The 26192-nt window shown below is 68.0% G+C and carries 22 protein-coding genes and 1 pseudogene; 10 read left to right on the forward strand and 13 right to left on the reverse strand.

The features are described 5' to 3' along the window. Window positions 1-120: 120 nt before the first annotated feature. The 3 genes from KIP79_RS21305 to KIP79_RS21315 are packed head-to-tail and all read left to right on the forward strand — an operon-like array spanning window position 121 to window position 2718. A complete protein-coding gene (locus KIP79_RS21305; RefSeq protein ID WP_308169823.1) occupies window positions 121-996 on the forward strand; it encodes an SIS domain-containing protein in 876 nt (291 codons plus the stop codon). Window positions 997-1036: 40 nt separating this feature from the next. Continuing rightward, window positions 1037-1912 (forward strand): 1-phosphofructokinase family hexose kinase, encoded by an 876-nt coding sequence (locus tag KIP79_RS21310; protein WP_308169824.1) that lies wholly within the window; start codon window positions 1037-1039, stop codon window positions 1910-1912. Further along, window positions 1900-2718 (forward strand): class II fructose-bisphosphate aldolase, encoded by an 819-nt coding sequence (locus tag KIP79_RS21315; protein ID WP_214106637.1) that lies wholly within the window; start codon window positions 1900-1902, stop codon window positions 2716-2718. The genes KIP79_RS21310 and KIP79_RS21315 overlap by 13 nt, the downstream gene beginning before the upstream one ends. 150 nt (window positions 2719-2868) lie before the next feature. On the opposite strand, the gene KIP79_RS21320 is transcribed toward KIP79_RS21315, so the two are convergent. From KIP79_RS21320 to KIP79_RS50110, 9 genes and pseudogenes are all read right to left on the reverse strand, one after another. Then, complete coding sequence (locus KIP79_RS21320; protein ID WP_308169825.1) at window positions 2869-3666, reverse strand: DeoR/GlpR family DNA-binding transcription regulator; 798 nt, start codon at window positions 3664-3666, stop codon at window positions 2869-2871. A 104-nt stretch (window positions 3667-3770) separates the two neighbouring features. Further along, window positions 3771-5306: a beta-N-acetylhexosaminidase gene (locus KIP79_RS21325; protein ID WP_214106639.1), complete on the reverse strand. Its 1536-nt coding sequence runs from the start codon at window positions 5304-5306 to the stop codon at window positions 3771-3773. Between the two features lie 25 nt (window positions 5307-5331). Then, on the reverse strand, window positions 5332-6162 hold the full coding sequence (locus KIP79_RS21330) for a carbohydrate ABC transporter permease (protein ID WP_214106640.1): 831 nt from the start codon (window positions 6160-6162) through the stop codon (window positions 5332-5334). Continuing rightward, entirely contained in the window at window positions 6159-7127 is a 969-nt protein-coding gene (locus KIP79_RS21335; RefSeq protein WP_214106641.1) for a carbohydrate ABC transporter permease, read from the reverse strand. Before KIP79_RS21335 ends, KIP79_RS21330 begins: the two co-directional genes overlap by 4 nt. Before the next feature lie 84 nt (window positions 7128-7211). Beyond that, complete coding sequence (locus tag KIP79_RS21340; RefSeq protein WP_214106642.1) at window positions 7212-8531, reverse strand: extracellular solute-binding protein; 1320 nt, start codon at window positions 8529-8531, stop codon at window positions 7212-7214. 346 nt (window positions 8532-8877) lie between these two features. Beyond that, window positions 8878-11136 carry an Ig-like domain-containing protein gene (locus tag KIP79_RS21345; protein ID WP_214106643.1) on the reverse strand — a complete coding sequence of 753 codons (2259 nt, stop codon included), beginning with the start codon at window positions 11134-11136 and terminating at the stop codon, window positions 8878-8880. Between the two features lie 206 nt (window positions 11137-11342). Further along, window positions 11343-13355, reverse strand: coding sequence for a DUF5107 domain-containing protein (locus KIP79_RS21350; protein ID WP_214106644.1), 2013 nt, complete (start codon window positions 13353-13355; stop codon window positions 11343-11345). A gap of 161 nt (window positions 13356-13516) precedes the next feature. Continuing rightward, a complete protein-coding gene (locus KIP79_RS48500) occupies window positions 13517-13645 on the reverse strand; it encodes a hypothetical protein (RefSeq protein WP_256447378.1) in 129 nt (42 codons plus the stop codon). A 32-nt stretch (window positions 13646-13677) separates the two neighbouring features. Next, window positions 13678-13791 (reverse strand): annotated as a pseudogene (locus tag KIP79_RS50110) (DeoR family transcriptional regulator); the annotation flags it as partial. Between the two features lie 20 nt (window positions 13792-13811). Here KIP79_RS50110 and KIP79_RS21360 point away from each other — a divergent pair. The 3 genes from KIP79_RS21360 (at window position 13812) to KIP79_RS21370 (ending at window position 16703) form a co-directional block, all read left to right on the forward strand. After that, window positions 13812-13973 (forward strand): hypothetical protein, encoded by a 162-nt coding sequence (locus tag KIP79_RS21360; protein WP_214106646.1) that lies wholly within the window; start codon window positions 13812-13814, stop codon window positions 13971-13973. Window positions 13974-14088: 115 nt separating this feature from the next. Further along, window positions 14089-15651 carry a fibronectin type III domain-containing protein gene (locus KIP79_RS49550; RefSeq protein WP_308169826.1) on the forward strand — a complete coding sequence of 521 codons (1563 nt, stop codon included), beginning with the start codon at window positions 14089-14091 and terminating at the stop codon, window positions 15649-15651. Window positions 15652-15773: 122 nt separating this feature from the next. Then, window positions 15774-16703: an ROK family protein gene (locus KIP79_RS21370; RefSeq protein WP_214106648.1), complete on the forward strand. Its 930-nt coding sequence runs from the start codon at window positions 15774-15776 to the stop codon at window positions 16701-16703. Window positions 16704-16733: 30 nt separating this feature from the next. On the opposite strand, the gene KIP79_RS21375 is transcribed toward KIP79_RS21370, so the two are convergent. The 4 genes from KIP79_RS21375 to KIP79_RS21390 all read right to left on the reverse strand — a co-directional run bounded on the left by KIP79_RS21375 (window position 16734) and on the right by KIP79_RS21390 (window position 20203). Next, complete coding sequence (locus KIP79_RS21375) at window positions 16734-17030, reverse strand: hypothetical protein (RefSeq protein ID WP_214106649.1); 297 nt, start codon at window positions 17028-17030, stop codon at window positions 16734-16736. Then, on the reverse strand, window positions 17027-17392 hold the full coding sequence (locus KIP79_RS21380; RefSeq protein ID WP_214106650.1) for a hypothetical protein: 366 nt from the start codon (window positions 17390-17392) through the stop codon (window positions 17027-17029). The genes KIP79_RS21375 and KIP79_RS21380 overlap by 4 nt, the downstream gene beginning before the upstream one ends. Before the next feature lie 321 nt (window positions 17393-17713). Continuing rightward, window positions 17714-18937 (reverse strand): CaiB/BaiF CoA transferase family protein, encoded by a 1224-nt coding sequence (locus tag KIP79_RS21385; protein WP_214106651.1) that lies wholly within the window; start codon window positions 18935-18937, stop codon window positions 17714-17716. A 39-nt stretch (window positions 18938-18976) separates the two neighbouring features. Then, complete coding sequence (locus KIP79_RS21390; protein WP_214106652.1) at window positions 18977-20203, reverse strand: TetR/AcrR family transcriptional regulator; 1227 nt, start codon at window positions 20201-20203, stop codon at window positions 18977-18979. A 189-nt stretch (window positions 20204-20392) separates the two neighbouring features. Between KIP79_RS21390 and KIP79_RS21395 the strand changes: the two genes are divergently transcribed. The 4 genes from KIP79_RS21395 to KIP79_RS47170 all read left to right on the forward strand — a co-directional run bounded on the left by KIP79_RS21395 (window position 20393) and on the right by KIP79_RS47170 (window position 26170). Beyond that, a complete protein-coding gene (locus KIP79_RS21395) occupies window positions 20393-22489 on the forward strand; it encodes a hydantoinase/oxoprolinase family protein (protein ID WP_214106653.1) in 2097 nt (698 codons plus the stop codon). Window positions 22490-22496: 7 nt separating this feature from the next. Beyond that, window positions 22497-24692, forward strand: a complete 2196-nt coding sequence (locus KIP79_RS21400) for a hydantoinase B/oxoprolinase family protein (RefSeq protein WP_214106654.1) — start codon at window positions 22497-22499, stop codon at window positions 24690-24692. A gap of 78 nt (window positions 24693-24770) precedes the next feature. After that, complete coding sequence (locus KIP79_RS21405; RefSeq protein ID WP_308169827.1) at window positions 24771-25973, forward strand: acyl-CoA dehydrogenase family protein; 1203 nt, start codon at window positions 24771-24773, stop codon at window positions 25971-25973. Then, window positions 25961-26170, forward strand: a complete 210-nt coding sequence (locus tag KIP79_RS47170; RefSeq protein WP_214106655.1) for a phosphotransferase — start codon at window positions 25961-25963, stop codon at window positions 26168-26170. The genes KIP79_RS21405 and KIP79_RS47170 overlap by 13 nt, the downstream gene beginning before the upstream one ends. The last annotated feature ends 22 nt before the right edge of the window (window positions 26171-26192 follow it).

Genomic DNA, 26192 nt, shown 5'->3' on the forward strand with positions numbered 1-26192 from the left:
CGACTTCCTGGCGCGGGGCATCCAGGGCCCCGAAGGCGTCCCTTGCTAGGTAATGACTGTTCTTGTAGTTTATTAAGCTAATCAGAGCAGAAATCTGCATGGAGGTGTCAAGTGTCGTTCGTGGCTGAGGAGATCGAGAGTCAGCCTGTCTGCTGGGAGCAAGCCGTCTCGTTGGCAGACGCTGTGGAGGTGCTGCCCGAGACCGGTGAGCGGGTGGCGGTGGTCGGCTGCGGGACGTCGTTGTACATGGCGATGGCTTACGCTGCGCTGCGGGAGGAGGCCGGGCTCGGGGAGACCGACGCGTTCGCCGCGTCAGAATTCCCCTATCACCGGAAATACGAAAAGGTAGTGGCGATCTGCCGGTCCGGCACCACGACCGAGGTCCTCACGCTGCTCCAGCGGATCGACGCGCCGAGCGTTGCGGTGATCGGCAGCTCAGGCACACCCATCGTCGATATTGCCGACGCGGTGGTCTGCCTGGACTTCGCCGATGAGAAGTCGGTCGTGCAGACGCGGTTCGCCACGACCGCGTTGACGATGCTCCGTGCCCACCTCGCTCGCAGCGTGCCGTCGGTTCTGCCCGCCGATCTCGTGGCGCAGTCCGAGGCCGCAGTCGTGGCGCCGTTGCCTCCGGGGGCGGTGCTGCGGTCTCAGTTCACGTTCCTCGGCGCGGGTTGGACCAACGGCATCGCCCACGAGGCGGCGCTGAAGGTGCGCGAGGCGGCGGGAGCGTGGACCGAGGCGTACCCGGCGATGGAGTACCGTCACGGCCCGATCAGTGTGACCGACGAGCGGAGCTTGACCTGGTTCTTCGGGACGCCGCCCGGAGGTCTGGACGAGGAGGTCGCCGCTACCGGTGCCCTCGTGTCGGTGTCTGGGCTCGACCCCGTCGCCGACCTGATCCGTGCCCAACGGCTGGCTGCGGCGATAGCCGAGGCCAAGGGCCTCAACCCCGACGAGCCTCGCAACCTCACCCGATCGATCATCCTGTCGTGAGGACGGCATCCGGGATCGAGGCCGACCGATGATCCTTACGGTGACGCTCAACACGGCCCTCGACGTCACCTACACCGTCGACAAGCTCGCGCCGCACACCTCGCACCGGGTCCGGTCGGTTCGGCGCAGGGCAGGCGGCAAGGGCGTCAACGTGGCGAGCGTACTGCAGCGGCTCGGCACAGAGGTCCTGGCCACCGGCCTGTGCGGCGGATCAGCGGGAATTCACTTCCTCGCCGACCTCCACGAACGTGGCATCCCCAGCGCTTTCCTGCGGACGGCGGGAGACACTCGGCAGTCCATCGCCGTCATCGACGGTGATGCCACGGTGTTCAACGAGCCCGGCCCCGAGGTGACGCCTGCGGAATGGGCGGCCTTCCAGGATCACTTCCGTGAGCTATGCGCCGGTGCGGACGTGGCCGTGCTTTCGGGTAGCCTCCCGCCCGGGCTAGGCGGGGACGCCTACGCCGTACTCATCGCGCACGCGCACGCCGCCGGGGCCGCAACCGTCCTCGACGCGAGCGGCGCGGCATTGCGCCTCGGGGCCGCGGCCGGGCCCTCCGTCGTCAAGCCGAACGCTGCCGAACTCGCCGGCTCCGGACTCGACCCGCGCACGGTCACCGGCCTGCTCGCCGTCTCTCGCGGCGCCGCCGGCCTGACGGCGGTAACACCGGCAGGCTGCTGGCTGGCACGCCCCCCGGAAGTCGTCGAAGGCAACCCCACCGGTGCCGGCGACGCTGCCGCGGCAGCGCTCGCGCTGGCCCTGGCCTCGAAGACCTCGTGGCCTGATGCACTGTCCGACGCAGTGGCGCTGTCGGCGTCCGCGGTTGCCACGCCCGTCGCCGGCGAGATCGACCTCCCCCTGTACCAGCGGCTCAGGCCGCACGTCATCGTGAGGGAAACTCCATGCCCCTGGTGAAGACCGCTTCCCTCATCGCCCCCGGCCGAGGGGTCGCCGCCTTCAACGTCATCACCCTCGAGCACGCCGTGGCCGTCATCTCCGGCGCTGAAGCGGCGGGCGTCCCGGTCATCTGCCAGATCAGCGAGAACGCCGTGGCGTTCCACGGCGGACGCCTGGCCCCGATCGCGGCCGCCACCGCGGCCGTCGCGCAGGCCTCCACCGCCCGCGTCGCGCTTCACCTCGACCACGTGATGGACCTCGATCTTCTCCACCAGGCCGCCGACCACGGCTTCAGCTCTGTCATGTACGACGGCTCCCGCCACCCCTACGACAAGAACCTCGCACGGACCGCCGAAGCGGTCTCGTGGGCCCACGCCCACGGTTTGTGGCTGGAGGCCGAACTGGGCGAGGTCGGCGGTAAGGACGGCGCCCACGCTCCCGGAGTCCGTACCGACCCCGCCGAGGCGCGTGCCTTCGTCGAGGCCACAGGGGTTGACGGCCTTGCCGTGGCCGTCGGCAACTCCCACGCCATGACCGACCGCTCCGCGACACTCGACCATGACCTGATCTGCCGACTACGCGACGCGCTCTCCGTCCCTTTGGTCCTGCATGGCTCCTCCGGCGTGCCCGACGACGAGCTGCGCCGGGCCGTCCGCTCCGGCATGACGAAGATCAACATTGGAACCGCTCTCAACATCGCCTTCACCACCGCCGTCCGCACCCACGCTCCCACACACGTCGACCCGCGCGCCTACCTGGCGCCTGCACGCGATGCGATGGCCGCGACCGTCGCCCACCTGCAGACCGTGATCGCAGGCGCATGAGGGGCGCAATGCGACATTCGAACGTCTCAATTCTGAGCCGTCGCGATCCTCGCTGCCCAGCGCTTCACCGACCCCCCGTCGGCAGAACCACTACCGCGCGATCGGCGGTCGCTCCGGCGGCGCGCACCCCTTAGAGCAGAGGTCGCGCCATCACGCGCGAACCACGTTGACGCCCGCGTTGGCGAAGGGCTTGATCTGCTCGGGGGTCGCGGTCTGGTCGGTGACGAGGGTGTCGATGTCGCCGACGGGGCAGATCCGGAAGAGCGCCCGCTTTTCGAGCTTGGAGCTGTCGGCAACGATGATCAACCTTTTGGCGCGGCGGGCCATGAGAGCGTTGATGGCGGCTTCGCCGTCATTGTGGGCGCTGGCGCCGTGATGGGTATCGATCGCGTCGACGCCGAGGATGGCGACGTCGAGGGCGATGGCCTCCAGGCTGGCGGCGGCGATGGGTCCGACGAGCTCGTATGACTGGGTGCGGGTCATGCCGCCGGTGGTGACGAGCCGGATGTGCTGCCGGACGACCAGTTCGGAAGCGATGTTGAGGGCATTCGTGACGATGGTGACGGCGGCGCGGGGGTCGTCGTTGAGATCCGCGCGAGTGGCCAGCGCCCGGGCGACCTCGGTGGTCGTGGTGCCGCCGTTGAGGCCGACGATGACTCCCGAGTCGACGAGTGCCGCCGCCGCGGCGGCGATGCGCTGCTTCTCCGGCGCATGTCGGGCGACCTTGAAACGCAGAGGGAGGTCGTAGGCGACGCTGTGGGCGCAGGCGCCGCCGCGAGTCCGGGTGACGAGCTGCTGGCTGGCGAGTTCGTCAAAGTCGCGGCGAATGGTGGCGGTGGAGACTCCGAGGACCTCAGCGGTGGGTTCGATCTCGAGCTGGCCGTCTTCGGCGATCATTTCTAGCAGCTTGGTCCACCGCTCGTACCTGTTCACGCCACTCCCGAGCACGCTCGTGTCATCTTCTGCTCATTACTCTCCCCTATCATGCACTATCTGCACTGATTCCTGACACTGGGCGCAGTATTGAGATGTCGCGGAATGATTCGGCCACGTCAATGGGCGTGGACATCGGTCCAGATGGTGCTCCGCCAGGCGTCCAATGCGCGAAGCCGTTGTTCGTGCCCCGCCAGGCGCCGGGTGAAGTCAGTGTAGGCGGCCGGACTGCCCGACCAGGCACGTTCGGCGAGTGCGCACAGCCGCGGATAGGCCTGGTGGAGGACGTGATCGGTAGTCGGCGCGTGTTCGGTCCAGAGGGAGGCCTGGGTGCCCAGCACACCTGGGGCTTCGCCGCCAGGTTCGACGGCGGGCAGACCGCCGGCGAGCGGGTCCCAGCGGTACACGTCTTCCAGGGTGGTGACAAAGCCGGGATGGCCGCGGTGCTCGTGGGCGTTGTTCGTCTGCGGGTAGTCCAGATAGGTGGTCAGGTGCGGGGTCATGAGCACCTGACGGCCGCGGCGTACGGCGGCCACACCGTGCTCGGCGTCGCGCCAGGCCGCCACGATCGCGCCCTTGGGCGCTTCGCTTGCCGAGTGGCCCGTCTCATCCCAACAGATGGCGCGGCGGCCGAGTTTCGCAAGGTGCCCGCACATCTGCTCCAGAAACCAGCCGTGCAGCTGCTCGGGACGTTGCAAGCCGAGCTCCCGTACCCGCTCGGCGGCGGCCGGACTGGTCGACCACCGACCGGTGGGGCACTCGTCGCCACCGATATGAATCACGGGCGAGGCGAACACGCCGACGGTCTGCTCGAGCACGTCACGGCAGAACTCCAGGGCCTGGTCGTGCACCCCGAGGATGTCGGCGCTGACGCCCCACCGGTTCCACACGGTCAGCGGCCGGGCGGGATCGTTGCCGAGCTCTGGGTAGGCGGCGATCGCGGCGCGCATGTGGCCGGGCATGTCGATCTCGGGGATCAGGGTGACACCCCGGGCTGCGGCGAAACGGTCGAGTGCCCGCAACTCCTCCTGCGTGTAGAAGCCTCCGTGCGGAATGTCGTCGATCCATCCGGTGTCGGGGTGGCCGTGCATGGAGCCGACGCGCCAGGCGCCGATCTCGGTCAGCCGGGGACGGCCGTCGATCTCAATCCGCCAGCCCTGGTCATCGGTCAGGTGCAGGTGCACCACGTTCAGTTTGTGGAACGCGGCCTGGTCGATGAACCGGTAGAGGAAGTCCAGCGGCATGAAATGGCGTGCGACGTCCAGCAGGACACCGCGCCAGCCGAGCAGCGGTCCGTCGGTGATGCTCACCGCGGGCCAGCGCCAGGTGTGATCGGCGGCGGCTCCATCGGAAAGGGCGTGGGCGGGCAGCAGTTGGCGGAGCGTCTGGACACCGCGCAGCAGGCCGCCGAGCTTCCCCGCCACCAGGTCGACGCGCTCGGGGGCGATCTCCAGCTGGTAGGACTCCGGGCCGGTGATCTCCGCGGAAAAGGCCAGTCGGATCTGGGGTCCATCAGTGGTGCGAGGTCGGCGCAGGTAGAGCGCGAGCAGTTCGGCGGCCGGTTCAGCGCCGGGATCGGCGGTCAGGTGGACGGCCGAGGGCAGAGCGAACTCCCCTGGCCGCCGGATGCAGACCGCGGGTGCGGGAATGATCACGCGTTGCCTTTCCGAGGCGGGAGGGTCAGCCTTTGACGGCGCCGGCGGTCATTCCGGCGACCAGCCGCCGCTGGATGATCATGAAGAAGATGATGACTGGTGCGGAGAACAGCGCGGATCCGGCGATGAGGCCTCCGTAGTCGGTGCCGGTGGAGGTGGAGAACGTGCCGAGCCAGACCGGGAGGGTGTATTTACTCTGGTCCTTCATGAGCACGTAGGCGTAGACGTAGTCGTTCCAGGCGGTGATGAAGGCGAACACGCTGGTCGCGATGATGCCGGGTGTGATCAGCGGGAGCAGGATCCGGCGTATGACCGTTGCCCGGGATGCGCCGTCGACCATCGCGGCCTCCTCCAGTTCGACCGGGATGCCGACCATGAAGCCACGCAGCGTCCAGATCGCGAACGGCAGGACGAAGCCGACGTAGGTCAGGCAGAGGCCGACCAGAGTGTTGAGCATGCCGAGCGACTTGAGGCTGAGGAAAAGCGGGATAAGCAACGCCGGACCCGGAATCATCTGGACGACGAGGATGCCGATGAGGACGGCCCGCCGCCCGGCGAACCGGAATCGGGTGACAGCGGTGGCCGCGAGCACCGCGATCAGGAGCGACACGACCACTGCCACCCCGGTGACGATCAGGCTGTTCCACAGGTAGGTGCCGAACAGAGGCTTGCCGATCGCGGAGCGGAAGTTGTCGAGACTCAGCGGGAACGGCAGGAACCGGGGTGTGGTGGTGAGGATGTCGCCATACGGCTTGAACGCGGTGTTCACCATCCAGTACACGGGGAACAGCCACAGGGCGCAGAAGGCGATCGCAACGGTGTTGAGCGCCGCTCGGCGTGTTGTCTTGTTCTTCACAGCGCTTCTCCCGCGCGGATGAGCCGCCGTACGTAGTAGCCGGTCATGGTCATGAGGAGCAGGACCGAGGCGATCGCGATCGCCGCGCCCTGCCCGTAGTCCTGGGCGGCGAACGCCCGCTGGAACGACCAGATGCCGATGGTCGTGGTGGCGTCGCCGGGGCCGCCGCCGGTGAGCAGCCAGATCTGGTTGAACACGTTGAAGTCCCAGATCACCGACAGGATCCCCACCAGCAGCAGGATCGGCCGTAGGCACGGAAAGGTGATCACTCGTAGCCGTTGAAGGGCGTTGGCGCCGTCGCAGGCCGCCGCCTCGTAGTACTCACGCGGGATCTGCGAGATCCCGGCGTAGAGCGTCAGCGCGACGAACGGGACCGCCTGCCACACCACCAGCAGCCAGATCACCGCGAACGCCTCATTCGGGTCGCTGAACCAGGAGTGCTGCTGGTAGTCGCCGATCCCCACCGCGGTCAGCAGCCAGTTCACCACTCCGTAGGTCGGCTGGAACAGCCACTGCCATACCAGCGTCGAGGCGACGTTGGGCATCGCCCAGGCCGAGATCAGGCTCAGCGTGACCGCGGTCCGCATCCGAGGCCCAACCGCCGCCATCAGGTGGGCGACGGCCAGACCGATGAGCAGGGTCCCGGCTGCCAGGCTTCCGGCGAACACCAGCGTCCTGACCAGCGTGGAGACCAGCGCCGGGTTGAGCCAAAGCTCCTGGTAGTTCGCCGCCCCGACACTTTCGGGACGGCCGGTGAACAGGGCCCGCAGCCCGTAGCCCTGTGTGGAGATGACACCGAGCCGCACCAGCGGGTATCCGACGACCAATGCCAGGACCAGCAGCGCCGGCACCAGCAGCGCGTAGGGCAGGGCGCTGGGCCGCCGCCCTCGCCGCACCTTTCGCGGAGCGGAACTGTCCGGTGGGACTGACGGCACGGTGCGGTGTTTCGCGTGGACCATCGACATGGGCCGTTCCTCACAACATCGGGAGTCATCGGTCCGGGTGCGGGCCGCGGCGAATCGCGGTCTCGCACCCGGCGGCGGACAGACCTACGGCGCGGCGTTGAGCACCCGGTCCAGGTGGGCGTCGAAGTCCTCAGCCGCATCTCGCGGGGTCTTGCGCCCGGTGGCAATGTCGGCGAAGAACTGGCTGAGCGACTTGTCGCCCTCGATCGTCGACCAGCCGGGCGCCGCCGGCGTCGACATGGAGATCTTGGCGGCTTGGGCGAAGCCCTGCTGGAGCGGCGAGATCGAACCGGCGGTCTGGTCGATCAGCTCGGTGGACACGGGTGTCCAGCCGTCGACCCCGACGACGAACTGCTTCTGGACTTCGGGGCTGGCGGCGGCCTTCAAGTAGGCGAGCGCGAGGCCGAGATTCTTGCTCTTGGCGGGGATCACCAGGTCGGAGCCACCGAGGAAGACCGGCTGGGCCTTACCGGACTTGCCGGGCAAGGGGAAGGTGCCGAGCTCGTCCTTCAGCGCGGGGTTGGCCTTGAGGATCGGGCCGACCGAAGTGGTGAGGATCGAGGCCGCCTTGCCCGAGGCGAACAGCGCCGCCGAGTTCGGTGTGAGGTTGTCGGTGTCCTGTGATGCCGGGACCGAGTAGGCGTTCTGGAAATCCTTGAAGTCCTGCAGGCCCTTGATCGCCTCAGGTGACTCCAGGGCCCCGGCCCATTTGCCGTCGCTCTGCGTGGCGATCTGGCCACCGGCATCCCAGAGGAACTGCAGCGGCTGGTGCCAGTCCTTGGCGGGCAAGTAGAAGGCCGAGAAGTCGGGGGCCTTGTTCTTGGCCTTGATCTTGTCGAGGGCGGCGGTGAACTCCTCGTAGGACTTCGGCGGGGCGGTGACACCGGCGGCGGACCAGATCTTCTTGTTGTAGACCACCGCCCGGTTGCCGGCGAAGAGCGGGGCGCCGTACAGCTTCCCGCCGATGGTGGCCGGACCTGCCAGGCCGTCCAGCCAGGTCTGTCCCGCCGACAGCTCCTGCTTGTAGGCGGTGATGTCGACCAGGCCGCCGGACGCGGCGAACAACGGCACATTCGAGTTGCCCATGTCGATGACATCTGGCGGGTTGTCCTGCGCGAGCGTGGTGGACAGCTTGGTGTTGATGCCGTCCCACTGCTGGATCTCCACCTTCACCTTGGCGCCGGTCGCCTTCTCGAAGGCGGTGTTGATCCCGGTGACGGTGTCGTCGGTCAGGTCGCCCTCCATGTACCAGACGGTGATCGTCTTGCCCGTCCCGGTGCCAGGACCGGCGATGCCGGTGGCAGCCGACGGCGTATCGGAGGAGTCGGAACCGCCGCACGCCGTCGCGGTGACGGCCAGTGTCAGGCCGGCCGCAGCGGCGGCTAAGGGGATACGGATTCTCATGTAAGGACCTCTCGGAGGGGAGTCGCGCCCTGATCACCTGTGATGTCTGGTGATGAAGGCTCAGTTTCATAAGCGATATTGCAACTGTCAACACATCGATGCGGAAATGTTGCATCTTCTGGGGAGTGGTGCCAGGAGGCGAGATAGGAGCTGATTTACCTGTTCAGCTGGATGCTCAACCGCCTTACCGCTGCGCCGCAAACGGGGCCGGGCGTTCGGAGAATGCCGATTTCAGGATCAAACTCTGGCTGTTTGCTCAATAAGTTGCATGATCGTGCATATCTGGGAGCTTGGTTGGTGGCCGGGGCCAGCGGTGGGTCCGCCGGCCCCGGCCGTGCGTGGAAGGTCACCTCGTCCAGGATGCGGCGTGGACGGTGTCCAGGCTGTACGCCCAGTAGTAGCCGGGAGCGAGGATCTTCTCCGGCACGAAGATGACGGTGTAGGGCGCGGTCAGCGACTCTGTCGCGGCTGTGGCCGTGCCCGCCGAACCGGTGATCTTGCTGAACTTGTTGCCGGCCGCGCCTTCCCAGTGCCCGAGCACTCGCGCTCCGGCGACGGGAACGCCGGTCACAGCATTGACGACCTTGACCGTCGCGGAAGTGGAGGAGCTGCCGTCGGCGAAGGTGATCGAGGTGATCCGCAACGGCGTCAGACCGGCGCCTGCGGGCGTGGTCGCCGATACCTGCGGGGAGGCCAGGCTACGGTTGCCGGAGCCGTCGACGGCAACGACCTTCCAGTGGTAGCTGGTCGCGGGCCGCAAGCCCCAGTCCTGGGCCCAGTTGAACGGCGTGGAGCTCACCATGGTGGAGGGACTCGGAGTGAAGCCGGAGGTCGCCGAGCGGTGGACCTCGTAATGGTCCACAGTCGTGTCGTCAGGGCTTCTGGTCCAGTGCAGGTCCACGCGCTGCCAATCGAAGACCGCGGCGGAGGGATCGCCGGGCGCACCCGGGGCGGAGTCGTCGGAGACCGCGGGTTGCCAGTGCGTACCGCCCGGTGCCCAGACGGTGGGCAGCTTCCGGTAGGCGTCGTAGTGGTGTACCGCGACGCCGAGGAAGGCGGGCGATCCTGCGAACGCGGCGTACACCTGGCCGAGTTCGGATTCCATCGCGGTGCGGCCTTCCTCCTGGAAGGAGATCTTCTCCGGGTCCCCGGTCGCCGAGATCTGGTCGGTCTCAATTCCGATCATGACCTTCTTGCCGGTGGAAGCCGCGTAACCGATCTCGTCTTCGGCATGCGCGATGATCCCTGACGGGCCGGTGGCGACGTCGCGGTAGTCCATCAGCGATATGTAGTCGGTGGTGTCGATGACATGCCGTGCGCAGTTCTGGGTCTTGCCATGCCAGGTGATGTTGGAGCATTCACTGTTGGAGTCCAGCCAGCGGGGGATCGCAGGACCGATGTTGAGGTTCTGCCCGGATATCTCCTTGCGGCCCATCATCGACGCCAGCATGTCGAGGTACTGCGTCTGCACTGTGGGCTTGGTCGGCCATTCGGGCAGCCCGTGCGGCTCGATGTCCACGTTGACTCCGTCGAACCGCTCGTCCGGCGCTGATGCCAGGTTGTAGTTCAGAACGGTCTCAACCAGTTGTACGGCCTTGCCGTGGTAGCGGCTGTAGGCCCACATCGGCGCCATGTACAGGCTCGACCCCAGGAGGGCGTGTACGCGATAGCCGCGGCTGTGCGCCCACAGGATCAGTGATCGGTAGCGGGCCGGGTTGTCGGCCAGCGCGAAGGCGCCGTCGTACCGGTCGGCGTAAAGATAGATCGTGGATCGGCGCTGCGGAGACAGGGTGGTGTCGTCCATGAACTGCCCGAGAACCGTGCGGGCACCGGGGTTTTCCAGCAGCTGGTAGGCCGCGGGCTCCCAGATCCACAGGGCGCGGTCGGACTGGAGGACCGCTGGAGGTTCGCTGGTGCCCGCGCCGGTCTTCACGTAAGTCGTCGGGGTCGTGGTGATGTTTCCGTCGGTATCGGTCGCCCGGGCCTCGATCGCGTGGGTCTTGTCCTGGCTCGGCACCGGCCAGGGGTACACGTAGGCACCCGGTCCCGATGGTGTGGCGGTCTGCCAGGCGCCCCAGTCCACGCGCACCTGCACCGAGGCAAGACCTTGAGGATCAGTGGCGGCAACGGTCACCGGAACGGTGCCCGAAGCAGTGGTGCCCTCCCCAGGCGAGGTTACCGCCACGGTGGGCGGCTGGTTGGTGGGGATGTCGACGTTGACGGTCACCGGGGCGCCCCACCGGTAGTAGCGGTCGTCTACGGAAAAGCACCGCACCGTCACCTCGACCTGCCCCGATAGCCGGGGTGAGGACGGGTCGAGGGTGTAGGTCCAAGTGCCGGCGTCGTCGCCGTCCGGGTCGGCCATGCGTGTGTCGAAGATCGTGCCGGCGTTGAACGCCACCTGCACCTTGTATGCCTTGCTGTAGGCGCCGGTGATGGTGATCGGTCCTGTGACCGTGGCGCCGGGAGCCGGGCCGGTCACCGAGCAGCTCCCGCCGGCCGGAGGGACCGCCGCGGCCGGGGAGTGTCCCAAGACGAGAGCGGCCAGGACGAGAAGAAGGGTGATCAGGGGGTGTGATCGCCTGCTGTGGCGGCGAATGAGCATGGCCTCTCCAAGGCGAAGGTGGACGATGAAACTCCCCGATGGCTCCCCCGAGCGGCCGTCCGGTCGGGTGTGTCGGCCCCCTCCTGGCGGCACGCCCGATCGGACGAATCCGTGAGACCGCGGTCGGTCAGGGCTGGGTGGCGTTGGAGGCGTGGGTGTTCTTCACGCCGCGGGCCGGAGTGATCCGGAGCTTTAGACCGGTGTTCTCATCCGGTTTCGTTCATGCGGTAGTCGTAGCGGCACGGCAGGGGGTGCTCACGACGGATGCGGACGCGAGCGGCGGGGTCAAGGACACCCCTGCCAGCTGCGGCACGTTTCTCGTGGTAGGTCCACCACAAGGTGTCGAAAATTTCCTCGCCCTCGCGCAGGTCGTCGACAACGATGCCGGTGTCGAGCAGGATCTTGGCTCGGCGGAGGTCTCCGAGGTCAAGGGCGGCGCGGCATTCCAGAAGCCGGATCCTTCCGTGTCGGCGGTCGTCGAGGTCGAGGCGGTCGATCAGGGCGAGGGCGTCGGCGGGCCGGTCGGCGGCCAGCAGCGCCACGAGGGCTTCCACCGTGAGGGGCCGCAGCCTGGGTGCTAGCCGGTGAGCGCGGTGCATGCGGTCGGCCGCAGTGGCGTGGTCGTCGGCCAGCTGGTCGAGCACGGCGAGGTTGCGCAGCGCCCAGGCGTTGGGTACCGCCTGAACGGAACGTTCCCAAGCCTCGCGTGCACCGGGCAGGTCCTCGGCGTGGTACCGGTTGACTCCCAGGTGCAGCCAGGTGAACCAGGTGCCGCCCTCGGTGGCGATGTGCCTTTCGAGTAGGTCGCGCCAGCTCGCCCCTACCGTGTAGGAGGACGGCGGCAGGCTCGGCGCGGGAGTGGCCATGGCACCGGTGGTGAGCAGGCTCAGCCAGGAGTTCTGGTCTCGGCCGATGGTCGAATCGTCGAAAGGCGTGCCCGACAGGTCGAGCGAGGTGTCACCATCGCGTTCGCGCATCCGGCGGGCCAGCGCGCCCCAGCCGCTGCCGCGGTGCAGGTGCCTGGCAGGAGGAGTGACTGCCCACTCCTGTGCCCCCGCGAGCTCGGCGTCCAATGCGGCGCGCGGAACCATGTCCGCCAAGGTGTCCGCGACGGAGCGGATGGCCGCGGCCCAGTCGCGGCCGTGCACGGCCGCTTTCTCCGCGGTGCATGCCCCATAGGCTTCGATCCACGACCACACCGCGCCGGGCGGCATGCGGAGGTGCTCCAGCTGGGTGCGGGCCAGCCCAGCCTGGATCTCCAGGTAGGGATGGGCGTGGCCGGAGAGCCAGTCCTGCCAGTTGGTGCCGCCGGTGCTGGTGCCCCAGCGGAAGAGCTTGCGGCCTCGCTGGCCGTCGGTCGAGGTCTGGACGATGCCGAACCCGTCGTCATCGAGGGCGGCGATGAACCTCCTGCTGCCGTCGGGGATGTCGTAGAAGAGGTCGGCGGCCGTGTCCACCCGGCCGGGATAGGTATCGTCGACGCCGCCGCGTTCGGGTACTCCGACATATCGGAGGGTGCCGTCATATCCGAAGTGATAGGCGTGGTCGGCCGGCACGATGACGCGAGTGCCGGGCGTCTGCGGCACGGCGATGTTCGACCACCAGTACAGCGGCGTATCGGTGGTGTTCGGATTCACCACGCGGACGTGGACCAGCAAGGCGCTTGCGTCCGCGGGCAGCCACGCGTCGATCTGAAAGACCAGCTCCCGCAGTCGCTCGAATTCCCACATCCGCAACATCGGCGTGCCGTCGGGGCGTTCCACGACAGCGGCGTGCAGCGGGGCACAGGTCAGCGGCGAGTGGCCGATCGTGCCGATGTTCCACTCGATCCCACCGGCGAACCAGGCGTTGCGGAGTCCCAAGTTGGCGGGCTGCAGGATCGGATTGCAGTGCAAGAGCTCACGGCCAGACGGCTTGTGCACGAGTGACCACAGCCGCCCCCCGAAGTCGAGCAAGAACTCCGCCCGAAGGACTTCGTTCTCCACGACCGCGGTCTTCACCGGCTGTGGCGCCCGGTCTCGGCCGTAGCCGTCCTGCAGCGTGTACGGCAGCAGTGACCCGGCGTGGCCGTACACGAGATTTTCGGCCATCTCCGCGTCGGCAATCGCGGCGTCGAGCCCGGCATGGAAGTCACGCAGCGGCAGCAACGGCGGCAGCGGGTTCTCCCGCCCGACCGGCGCGGCCTCGACAATACGGCTCGACACGAACACCGAGGTCATCCGGATCCTTACCACCCCTCCGTGATCTGGCAGGAGGGCACGAGGCCCCTGCCTCGCTAGCCACCCGGCCGGCTGGCTGCTAATGACTGCATAGCCTGTGGGGCAATCTTGCAAAAGTCAACACTCTTTAGCAGAAGTTGCGGATTTGGGCGCCAGCCGGTTCAGGCGCGTACGACCTTGACGCCCGCTTCCACGAAAGGGCGGGTCTGTTCCTCGGTGACGGTGCTGTCGGTGGCCAGGGTGTCGACCCGGCCGACCGGGCAAATCCGGGCAAATCCGGGCAAAGGCACGTTAGCCCAGCTTGGAACCGCTCATCGAAGTCGCGCCGGATCGTGGCCGTGCTGACCCCTGGCGTGGCGGCGGTCTCATCGATGTGGAGCTGCCCGGTCTCCGCAACCATCTCCAGGAGCCTGGTCCCACGTTCATACCGCTTCATGCCCGCCTCTTCACTTGCACATGACCGTCCAGTGGAACTACCTGTTCGCGGCCTCGGTGGTCGCCATCCTCCCGGTGATCGTCCTGTTCTCGTTCATCGAACGGCACGTCGTCTCCGCTGACCGCGGGTTCCGCCAAGCAGCAGAGCGCACATCACGCGACTGCCTGTTAAATTCTGTATGAAACCTTGTAATTAAGAGCATCTTCTCTCAAACTTGGCGCAACCCGGACGAGCCGGTCCGGACGCAAGGCTCCAGTGAGAAGGACTCGTATGAACCAGAAGAGAAAGCCTCGGCGCGTGTCGCTGCGGCGGATCGCGGCCACCGTGGTCCTCGGCCTCTGCTCGTCGTTCACGGTCGCCATGTCCGCCACGACCCCTGCCTCCGCGGAAACCGTCCTTTTCTTCGACGACTTCAACGGCACCTCGATCGACACCACGAAGTGGGTTCCGGGCCTGCACCAGTGGGGCGGCGCCAACAACGGCGTCGTGCCGGAGAACCTGTCGGTACGGACGGTCGATGACAACGGCACGAACATTTCGGTGCTGCGCGCTCAGGCGAATGGCAACCAGTACACCGGCTCGATCCGCGGTGTGAAGAGCACCGACGCCTCCTACCCGATCGGCGACCCTGCCCGCTACACCCGACAGAGCACCGGCCAGCTGACCGGGGGCCTGGTGTGGACCAAGAACCGCTTCGGCGCCGGCCGCTACGAAGTGCGGATGAAGAACCTGCCGCAGCCGGGCGGCTGCTCCTGTATCTGGAACTACTACGAGCCCGGCGGCAGTGACTACACCGAGATCGACATCGAGATGCCGGCCAACGGCACCGCGAGCCGCTCGGACTGGTCCCGCTGGGCGGGCCTGAACAGCTACACCGGCCCTGATGACGCCCACGCCACCTACCAGAACGTAGACCTCGGCTTCAACAACAACGACGGCAACTTCCACACCTACCGGTGGGACTGGTACGACGGCACCAACGGCGCCAAGCGCATCGAGTACTACGTCGACGGCGTCCTGCGGGCCACCCAAACCGCCACCATCCCGGTCTCCGCCGCCCAGCTGTGGGTCGGAAACTGGCCGGCCTCCTGGTCGGGCAACTTCAACTACGCGACCCAGTACCAGTACATCGACTGGGTGAAGATCAGCACCCTGGGAGGCGGCGGCTCCGACACCCAGGCGCCCACCGCGCCGACGGGCCTGACCTCAACGGGTAGGACCTCGACCAGCATCGACCTCGCCTGGAACGCCTCCACCGACAACGTGGGCGTCACCGGCTACGACGTCTACCAGGGCTCCACCAAGCTGACCTCCGTCACCGGCACCACCGCGACCGTCAGCGGCCTCACCCCCAACACCGCCTACACCCTCACCGTCAGGGCACACGACGCCGCGAACAACACCTCCGCCGCCAGCAACGCCGTCACAGTCACCACCGACGCCTCCGGCGGCGGCACCAACAAGGTCGTCAACGGCGACTTCGAGGGCGCGACCCTGTCTCCGTGGAACTGCGTCGGTACCACCGCCAAGATCGCTGGCCAGGGCGTCGGCGGCAGCGCCGCGGTCCGGCTCACTCCGACGCAGTCGACGACGGCGCGCTGCCAGCAGACCGTCTCCGGCCTCACACCGGGCCAGACCTACACCCTGAAGGGCCAGCTTCACGGCGACGGCTCGAACTACATCTACCTCGGCCAGACCGTGAACGGTGTCACCACCGAGCGGGGCGGCAACCTCGCGTCCTACACCGCGGTCACCGTGCCTTCGTTCACGGCGCCGGCCAGCGGCACCGTCACGATCTACGTTTCGGCGTGGAGGCAGCAGACCGGGGCCACGTTCGCCGACAACGTGACTCTGTCCTGACGCTTCGGCTCCCAGAACTCGGCTGCCGGGAACGGCCCTCCCCGTCCCCGGCAGCCGGACCCTGTGGAGCATGAGGCGGTTCTGCCAGGAAAGACATCGAGTTTCTCAAGACAAGGGATGGCATGAGCGCACCGGTCGTCGCGATGGACGTCGGCGGCACCTTCATCAAGGGAGCGGTCGTCACGGGGATGATCACGGCCGGGCGGCCGCCTGCCGTCCGCCGGTGGGCGACCGGCGCGGACGGAGGGGTCACCGGCGAGGAACTACTGGGCCGGATCGCGGCCGTCGCCCGTGAGCTCATCGGCCGGTGCCGAGAAGAGGAGGGGGCGGCACCGGCCGCGGTGGGCGTCGCGATCCCCGGACTGGTGGAAGAAGAACGCGGCCGCTCCGTGCGTTCGGTGAACCTCGGCTGGCGCGACCTCGAGGTGAGGCAGCGCCTGGAGAAGGATCTTGGCATACCGGTACGGGTCTGCCACGACGTCCGGGCCGGCGGCGTTGCCGAGGCCCGTGCGGGCGCGGCCACCGGCCGCGGCACGGCCGCTTTCGTCCCCGTCGGGACGGGGATCGCCGCCGCGCTCCTTACCGGAGGTCGGCCGATGCCCGGCGCACATTTTGCAGCGGGTGAGATCGGCCACCTCCCGGTGCGTGCCGGCACGATCCCCTGCCCATGCGGAAGGAAGGGATGCATCGAGGCCGTCGCCTCCGCGTCGGCGATCGCCCGCCGCTACCGGGAGATGACCGGGACCGACGCGACCGCCGCCCAGGTCGCGGATCTTGCCGCGGGCGGCTCCGATCCCGCCCGGCGGATCTGGGATGACGCCGTCCAGGCTCTGGCGGACGGGCTGTCGTTCCTGACCCACACCTTCGACCCCGAGGTCGTCGTCATCGGAGGCGGCCTCGCGAAGGCCGGCCCGCGGCTGCTGGCGCCGCTGCGTGAGGCGATGCGGGCCCGCGCGCTCGACGAGCACCACTTGCCGCAGGTGGTCCCAGCCGCGTTCTCCGACCACGCCGGCTGCGCAGGAGCGGCGCTCCTCGCCAGGGAGACCATCTGAATCATGCGTGGCGTGAGCAACTTTCATGCGCTACGCGACATGAGTGTGCACGACGAGCCGTCGTGCCGGTGAAGACGGGTTCTCTGTCAAGTGTTGCGTGTTGAGTTCCGAAGCAACCGAGAGACCCAGGAGACGGTCTTGCTTCTGTCCGCGGCTATCCGCGCGGCCCCGCGGATCTCTGCCGGCAGATCCGGGTTGTCGGCCAGGGGCCGCGGTCGCGGTGTGCAGCACCGCGCCGAGGGTGATCATCGCTGCGGCGATCGGCTCGATGTCCTCGGGTGTGGAAGCGAGCAACTCGTTCTCGACGAGGTCGGCCAACTCGATCAAGTCGGCATCGCTGGCCCGGCCGAGTAACGGCGCATTATGTGCGGGCCGAGCACCTTGCGGAGCATCGCCTGGGTCCGCGCGCAGTACTCCACGCATACGGCGAAGTTGTCGCGGCGGGGCAGCGCGTACCGGTCCAGCAGATCGCTGACCACCCCGCCGACCGCGAACCCTCGTCCGGCGTGGACGAGCAGGACAGGAGCTGGCGGCGGCGGGTCACCACCGTGCTGGCCGGCGGATGAGGTGGCGGGCGGCGACGTCGGTGGCCAGGCTATGGAGCCGGGCGGCCAGCCCGCCGTGTTCCCGCCGTCTGCCGGGGGGCGTCTGGGCCATGGTTTGACGGTACGCCGGGCCGGGACATCCACGACTGCAGAGTCGGTACGTCCTGGTCTGGGCTGTCAGGTTGCTTGGTCGGCGAGGTGGTCTTGGAAGTTGGCGTGGCGGAATTGGTAGATGGGGCCGACAGCGCGGAGTAGGCCGAGCCGGTGAGTGTCATCGAGAAATACCATCAGGTTGCGGGGCAGGAGCCCCGGCCGAGCCGGACCCGTTCCTGCCAGACCGAGCCAAGTAGGTCGCCTCGTGGTGAGGACTCGGGGATGGGGAGTCACCGCAGATCCGTCGGGTGAATCGATTGTGGTTCGTCAGGAGACCGGTGCCGTGATCGCGATCGTGTCCGAGGTCAGTGATCAACTACCCTCAGCGCTTGAGAGTCGATCTTGTGTTGGCGTGCGAGCAGCACCGGTGCCGATCAGTTCGTCCGCGGGGAGCCCGACTTCGTCGAGGATTTCGATCGTGTGTTCGCCGGGTAGCGGGGATGGGCCCGGTACGCCGTGGGCGGTCGCGGGGAACCGCGGGGCGAGGCATGGCTGGATGTGGCCGTCGTTGACCAGGACCGTGCGGCGTGCGAGCAGGTGGCTGTGCGCCATGCCTTCTCGCAGGGTCACTACCGGTGCCACGCACGCGTCGGTGGTGGCGAAGTGTTCAGCCCAATGGTCACGGCTCTTGGTTCGGAAGGTGGCGGCGAGCAGGTCCCGCAGGCGCGGCCACTGCGATCGGTCATGCTGGTCGGCAGCGTCGTACACGTCGGGCCCGATCTGAAGTTCCCTCAGCAGGGTGGCGAAGAACTTATTTTCGAGGGCTCCGACGGATATCCACTTCCCGTCTGCAGTCTCGTACACGGTGTAGAACGGGCTCGCGCCGTCGAGCAGGTTGGTGCCGCGCTGGTCGTTCCATCGGCCAGCGGCCAGCATCGAGTAGATGGCGGCCATCAAGTGTGCCGTCCCGTCGACCATTGCGGCGTCGACGACCTGCCCGCGGCCGGTGCGAGCCGCTTCCACCAGCCCGGCCAGCGCGCCGATGACCGCATAGGCGCCGCTCGCGGCGTAGTCGCCGATGAGCGGCGGCGGAACCTGCGGCGGGCCGTCGGCAGCTCCGAGCGACGCGAGCAGCCCGGTGACGGCGAGGTAGTTGACCTCGTGTCCGGCCGTTGGCGCGAGGGGTCCGTCCTGGCCCCAACCGGTCATGCGGATGAAGACCAGGCGGGGGTTGCGCTCGAGCAGCGTGCCGGGCCCGAGTCCGAGCCGTTCCATCACGCCCGGCCGGAACCCTTCGACGAGCACGTCGGCTGTGTCGATCAACCGCAGCAGCGCTTGGTGGCCGTCCGGATGCTTGAGGTCCAGCACGACGGAACGCTTGCCGCGGTTGAGCACGTCGCGTTCCGGCGGTGCGGTGGAGATCTCGGCCGGGACGGGGCGATCAATCCGGATGACATCCGCGCCCAGGTCGGCCAAGCTCATCGCGGCGAACGGCGCGGGGCCGATCCCTGCCATCTCGATGACGCGGATTCCGGCGAGCGGTCCGTGAGTGGCCGGCCGGTCATTCGCGGTTCCTGACGGAACGGTGGGAGTCATGTGTCGGTCCTCGGAGTATCGGACGGGGGGCAGCCCGCGTCAGCGCGGTGGCGTTGGGTGGGTGATCAGAGCCAGGACGAGGTGTTCGAGGATGCGCGGCAAGTCCGGAACAGCGCGCAGATGCGGGGTCCGGGCCAGGTCGTTGACGACGGTCAGCGCGGCTTCGACCCGGATCCGTCCCGCCGTAGGATCGGTCGACGTGCCGGACCGGCCGATTCCCTCGGCCAGGCTGACACACCCGTCGACGTACTCCTTGTGCGCCTGGCCGGCGGCGGCGCGTTGCGCTGCGGGCAGGTGCGCGGTCTCCCCGACCACGACATCGATCAGGTCGCCGTTCGTCAACGCGAACCCGACGTAGGAGCGGACGACGAGTTCGAGCGCGGTACGCTCGTCGGCTGCCTGCGTGCAGGCGCGCGCCATCTCGAAACGCAGCACCTCGATGCAGCGGACAGACGCGGCGGCGAGGATCTCATCCTTGCTCGTGTAATGGTTGTAGATACTCGGGCCCGCGATCCCGACGCCGGCGCCGATGTCGTCGATGCTGACGGCTCCATAGCCGCGCTGCGCGAACAGGCGGACGGCGGCGCGCAGGATGGCTTCGCGCCGCGACCGCATGCCGATCCCGGGTGGTTCCTTCGAATCCGGCTCGCCTCCCGCGTCGTCTGCGGAGGCGCCACCGACGACGGGGAGGCCGACCACGGTTTCCACCAGCTCGGCAAGCAACCCGACGTGGTCCGGGCGGGGCAGCTGTAGCCGGTGATACGAGCTGCTGTGCAGGACGGAGAACACCGACCAGGCGAGCAGCTCGACCATCGGTTCCGGCAGCCCGGGCCGAAGCGCTGACACGGTTCGCCCGAACCTCGTCACCGTATCGACCAGCTGCGCACGCAACTGCGCCCGTTGCTCTTCGCCGAGGTTGCGGCATTCCCGTTGCCAGAGCACCCCCAGCTCGCGCGAATCCAGGCTCGCGGCGGCGAGCGTCTCGAACAACTGCGCCGCCGGACCGCCGTCGCCGGCAGCGACCACGTCGGCGAAGACGCCGAACTGGCGCGCGGTGGCCGCCGCCAGCAGGGCGTTCTTGCTGGGGTAGTACCGGTACAGGGCCGACGGGCGGATGCCCACCTCGTCGGCGATGGCGCTCATCGCGACGCTGGCGAAGCCCCGCGCATGAAACTGCTTGATGCTCGCTGCCAGAATCTGCGCCTGCCGCACGTGGGACGGCTGCCTGCTCCGCGGCCGGACAACTGCCCCCTGTTCGCCGCCCATCGAAACTCCCTCCGGCCACGCTCGCCAGTATGAAACTAGTTGCCGTTCACATATTGCACCTAGGCATAGGTTAACTTACTCTCCTTCTCTATCGACTACTAGTGAATAGTCACTAGTTGGGGTCAGCCACGGTGTGGAACCCGCCGGTCACCGCCGGGAACGCTGTCGGCCCCGAAGGAGAGGTCAGCCATGACAGGTGACAGTAATGAGAGCACGAAAGAAGCCTTTGTGGGGGTGGACGTCGGCGGGACGCATACTGACGTCCAGGTCGTCCTCGGCGGGAAGCAGGCCCGAGGAAAAGCACTGACCACGTATGACGACTTCAGCCGCGGAGTGCTTGAGGCGGTCGGCGTCGCGGGGGAGGGGCTGGGGCTTTCGGCTCCGGAACTCCTGTCGCAGACCAGGATGTTCGTCAACGCGACGACGGTGGTCACCAACACGATCACGCAGTTGAAGGGCGCGAAGGTCGGCGTGCTGGTGACGAAGGGATTCAAGGACGAGTTCCGGTTCGCGGGCGGCCCGCGGCTGCGGCTGGTCGACGACCACCTGCAAACCAACGTCCCGGACCTGTTCGAGCGGCGCGACGTGCTGGAGATCGACGAGCGGATCGACTACCAGGGCACCACGCTGGTGGAGCTGAACCGCGAGCAGGTCGCCGCCGCCGCCCGGCAGCTAGTGGAGTCGAGCCAGGTCGACGCGATCGCGATCTGTTTCCTGTCCAGCTACGCCAATCCGGCGCACGAGCAGGCGGCCGCCGAGATCGTCCGCTCGATGTACCCCGACCTGTTCATCACCACGTCCGCTGCGGTCAGCGCGGTCCGCGGCGAGTATCGCCGCTGGATCACCACCGTCCTCAACTGCTTCGTCCACGAGCACGCCGAACGGTTCATCCACACGCTGCGGGCCAAGCTGCGTGAAGCGGGCCTCTCCGGAGCAGTGGCGTTCTTCCAGGGCCTCGGCGGCGCGATCAGTGGTGAACGCGCCGAGCAACTCCCCCTTTCCCTGCTCGGCGCCGGCCCCGCCGGCGGGGCCATCAGCGCCAACGAACTCGCGAGGCGCATGGGCTACAAGAACGTGCTCCTCGGCGACATGGGCGGCACGAGCTTCGACACCGGCATCATCTACGACAACGAGATCCACATCGAAAAGGCCATCCGGATCAACCGGTTCCGCACCGTGCTGCCCATGGTCGACGTGGTCTCGGTCGGCGCGGGCGGCGGCAGCATCGCCTGGATCAGCGAACGCGGCGGGCCGCAGGTGGGCCCGCAGAGCGCGGGATCGACACCGGGGCCAGCGGCGTACGGGCGCGGCGGCACGGAGCCCACGGTCACCGACGCGATGGTCTCGATCGGGCTCGTCGACCCCGACAACTACTTGGGCGGACGAGTCCAGCTCTCGGCCGAACTCGCCCAGGGGGCGCTCCGCAAGCGCATCGCCGAGCCGATGGGCTGGAGCCTCGACGAGGCGTCCGGCGCCGTTCATGACCTGGTCGTCGCCAACATGGCCACCGCGGTCCGCGAGGTCAGCGTCAACAAGGGCCACGACCCGCGGGACTTCGTCTTCCTCGCCTATGGAGGCACGCTGCCGGGCTTCGCCTGGCAGATCGCCGCCGCCCTGGGGATCTCCACGGTCGTCATCCCGGACAACAGCCCGGTGTTCTGCGCGCGCGGGGTACTCATCTCCGACTTCGTCCTACGAGCCGACCGGACCGTCGAGTCGCCGATGCTGACCGAGGAGCAGGTCCAGCAGGTAAACGACGCCGCCCGCGAGCTGACGGCCGACGTCGTCGCCCAGATGCGCGAGGAGGGCTTCACCGACGACCAGCTCGAGATCGCGCACAGTGGAGACTTCCAGTACATCGGGCAGGTCCACGCACTGCCCATGTCCCTTCCGGAGAAGACGAAGCTCGAGGACGTCCCCCGGCTGCAGGAGCGGTTCACCGAGCTCTACGAGCGCACCTACGGCCCCGGGACGGCTTGGCCGACCCCGCCGCAGCTGCTCAACTACACGGTGACGGTGACCGCGAAGGTTCCGCACCCCGAAGTGGCGCCGCATCCCCTGCAGCCCACCGGGATCGACGGAATGCGTAAGGCCGATCGGGAAATCTACCTGCCCGACCTGCGCGAGCGACGCACCGTCCCGATCCTCGACGAGGCCCGGTTCACGCCCGGCAGCCGCGTCAAGGGGCCGTGTGTCATCGAAGCGGTGGACACCACCGTATACGTCCCGGCCGGGGTCCGCGCAACCCGAGACGAGCACCGCAACATCGTGATGACGGCGAGGTAGAACTGACATGGCCGCGAGTTCCTACGACCCGGTTGCGGTCGAAATCAACCGGCGCGCGCTTGAGGACATCACCAACGAGATGGCCACGACCCTGACCAAAACCTCGGGCTCCCCCGTAATCTACGACGTGCAGGACTTCGCCACCTCCCTGCTGGACACCGACGGGGAGCAGTTGAGCTTGTCAGCCACCGCGCTGTTCCACTCCGGCTCCTCGCTCATGGGCACCCGGTCGATCATCGAGGCGAACGGCGAGGACGAGGTGCGACCCGGCGACGGCTGGATCGTCAACGACCCGTACGCGGGCGGGGCGATGCACCAGGCGGACGTCGCGATCATCACGCCGCTCTTCGCCGGAGGCAAACACATCGCCTGGGCCTTCTCGAATGTGCACGTGGTCGACATCGGCGGTTCTGGGATCTCCGGATTCGCACCGAGCGCGCACTCGATCTTCGAGGAGACGCTGCGGTTCCCGCCGACCAAGATCATCCAGGACGGCCGGATCGAGCGGGGGTGGGAGCGCTACATCGCCGCGAACGTGCGCATGCCGGACCTGGTCCTCAACGACATCCGCAGCATGATGGCCGCCAACAACGTCAGCCAGATGAAGCTCGTCAAGATCATCGATGAGATCGGGCTGGAGCGGTTCACCGAGTACTCCTCAATCAACAAGGCGCTGAGTGAGAAGACCTTGCGCGACCGGATCGCGCACATCCCGGACGGTGTCTACGAGACCGCGGACTGGGTCGAGTTCGACGGCCACGGCGAGGAGTTGCTGCTGGAGCTGAACTGCCGGATGACCGTCGACGGCACGCAGCTGAATTTCGATTTCGCCGGCAGCCCGCAAGTCGACGCCTCGGTCAACGGCACGCCGGGACTCGTGCACGGCTCGCTCATGGCCACGATCCTGACCTCGCTGGCCTACGGCGACATCTCGTTCAACTCCGGGCTGTGGCGCCCGATCACGGTCGGTCTCGACGCGGCGGGCAGCATCGTGAACGCCACCGCGCCGGCTCCCGTCAGCGGCGGCCACACCATAGTCGGCACCCGGGTGAGCAAGGCCGCCAAGGACGTGCTCACCCAGGCATTCTCGCTTAGCGACAACGCCCGGCTCCGGGGCCGCGTCGCCGGGCAGACCTGGGACGCGACCGGGGCGAGCCCCCTGGCCGGCACGGGGCACGGGGGGCAGCCCACCGTGGTGTTCTTCATGGACCACGTCAGCGGCGCTGGCGGCGGGGCGCAGTCCGAGTTCGACGGCATGGACCTGTACGGCATGACCATCAGCCCGGGCGTCGGGTTGCCGAGCGTCGAGATCAACGAGAGCCAGCAGCCCGCGCTCTACCTGTGGCGCACCCTCAACAAGAACTCCGGCGGACCAGGCATCCACCGCGGCGGCCTGTCGATGGAGAGCGCCTGGGCCGTGTACGGCAGCGATGGGCTCGGCGGGGCCGTGACGCTGGGCTGCGCCGAGGTGCCCGCCCGCGGAGCGGGGGGCGGCGCCCCCGGGTCGGCCGGGACCTGGAGCACCGTGCACGGCACCAACCTGGACGACCTGCTGGCGGACGCGCAGAGCCCGGTCGCCGAACGGCTGGAGGGCGAATACCCCTTCCGCCCGTCCCACATGGGCGGCCTTCGCCTCGGGAGCGGCGACGTGCTGCGAATGAGCAGCGGCGGCGGCGGCGGTCTCGGCGACCCGCTGCTGCGATCGGCCGATGCCATCGCGCACGACCTCCGGAACGGCTACATCACGGCAGCGCACGCCACGGCCGTCTACGGCGTCGTCCTCGACGCCCAGGGCGAGATCGACTGCCAGCGGACCACCCAGGCACGGGCACGGATCCGGTCCGAGCGGCTCGGCGCACCACCCGCGCGGGTCCAGGAACGGCCGGAAGACATCGGCATCTCGGTGACGATCGACTGGTCGGACGCTGTCCCCCAGTGGCGGTGCGCCTACTGCACGGCCTGCCTGGGGCCGACCGACCGGAACTGGCGCGAGCCCGCCGTCAGCCACGAGGTGCCGGCCGCCGACTACTACGCCGTCCGCGGCATGTTCGTCCGCGTACGGCGTGACCCCCCGCGGATCATGGTGCGTGAGCACTACTGCCCGGAGTGCGCGGGGATGCTCTGCGTGGACGTCTATCCCGAAACGTTCGGCGGGTTCCCCGCACCAGCGCTGAGGAAGACGGCCGGCGGTACCGGTGGCTGATGGAGCCCCGGCGCCGGCGACGACCTCCGGCGAGCCGATGAGCATTCTGGGATTCCGCACAGGCAGGGGAGAAAGATCGTGGCTAGGACGCTTGAGATGTCGGAACGGGCGCGTATCCTGCGCGGCCGCGTCCGCGAGTTCGTCGACAATGAGGTAATCCCGCTGGAGCCGCTCCTCGGTTCGCACTGGGTCGGCCGCGGCTCGCCCGAGGCGGCCCGCGCGATGGAAGAGCTGCGCGCGTCGGCGAAGCGCCAAGGCCTGTTCGCCCTCGGCCACCCCGAGGAGCTTGAGGGCGGCGGGCTGTCGTTCAGCGAGTACGCGTACATCAACGAGGTCATCGGCCGTTCGCTGCACGCGATCCACGCGCTGGGCACGCTGACGCTCCAGGACTCGATCATGCTCAGCAAGTACGCCACGCAGGAGCAGAAGGACCGCTGGCTCAAGCCGCTGGCGCGCGGTGAGATCCTCATGTCGGTCGGGCTGACCGAGCCGGAGGCCGCCGGCTCCGACCCGACCCAGATGCGCAGCCAGGGACGCCTCGAGAACGGCGAGTGGGTCATCAACGCGCACAAGTGGTTCACCACGCTGGCCCGGCACGCCGCGTTCACCACAGTCTGGGTGAAGACCGATCCGGACGCGCCGCCGCACAGGCAGTTCTCGACGTTCATCGTGCCGACCGACAGCTCCGGCTACGAAGTCGTGCGCGTCATCCCCTCGATGGGCGATACGGGCGGCGAGCACGCCGAGATCCGGCTGACCGATGTGCGGGTACCCGAATCGGCGCTGCTGGGTCGGCGTGGGGATGGCTTCCTGCTAGCCCAGACCCGGCTGGCGCCAGGCCGGATCTTCCACTCCATGCGCTGGCTGGGCCAATGTCAGCGCGCGTTCGAGATGATGTGCGAGTACTCGAAAAACCGTTGGTCCCACGGGTCGCTGCTGCGCGACAAGGGAGAGATCCAGCGCTACATCGCCGAGTCCGCGGCGGAAATCCAGGCCGCCCGGCTGATGACACTTGACGCGGCGCGGGCGATCGACGAGGGTTCTCGCGCCCGCATCGAGATCTCCATGATCAAGTTCTACGGCGCCCGGGTCCTGCACAACGTCATCGACCGGGCTCTGCAAGTGCACGGGGCACTGGGCCTGACCAGTGACACGCCGCTGGAACTGATGTACCGGGAAGCCCGGTACGCCCGGATCTACGACGGGCCCGACGAGGTGCACCGGATGGTGGTGGCCCGCGAAATCCTCAAGGACGCGGAGAACGCACCGTGGACGTCGTGACCGCCGCCGGCCCGGCCGACGAGGAGGGGCAGGAGCGGATCGTCGGGATCCTCGACTGGGAGTTCGCCCGTCCCGCAGACCCGAAGCTCGACATCGCATGGGTGCTGGCCAAGTCCAAACAGCTTTCCGACGACTATCGGCGGTCGGTCCTCATCGCCAGCACCGTCGGCGGCTCCGGTCGAACGCATGACACATGACACGAGAACACAAGGAGGTCGG

The sequence above is a fragment of the Acrocarpospora catenulata genome, from assembly GCF_018476525.1.
GTDB lineage: Bacteria > Actinomycetota > Actinomycetes > Streptosporangiales > Streptosporangiaceae > Acrocarpospora > Acrocarpospora catenulata.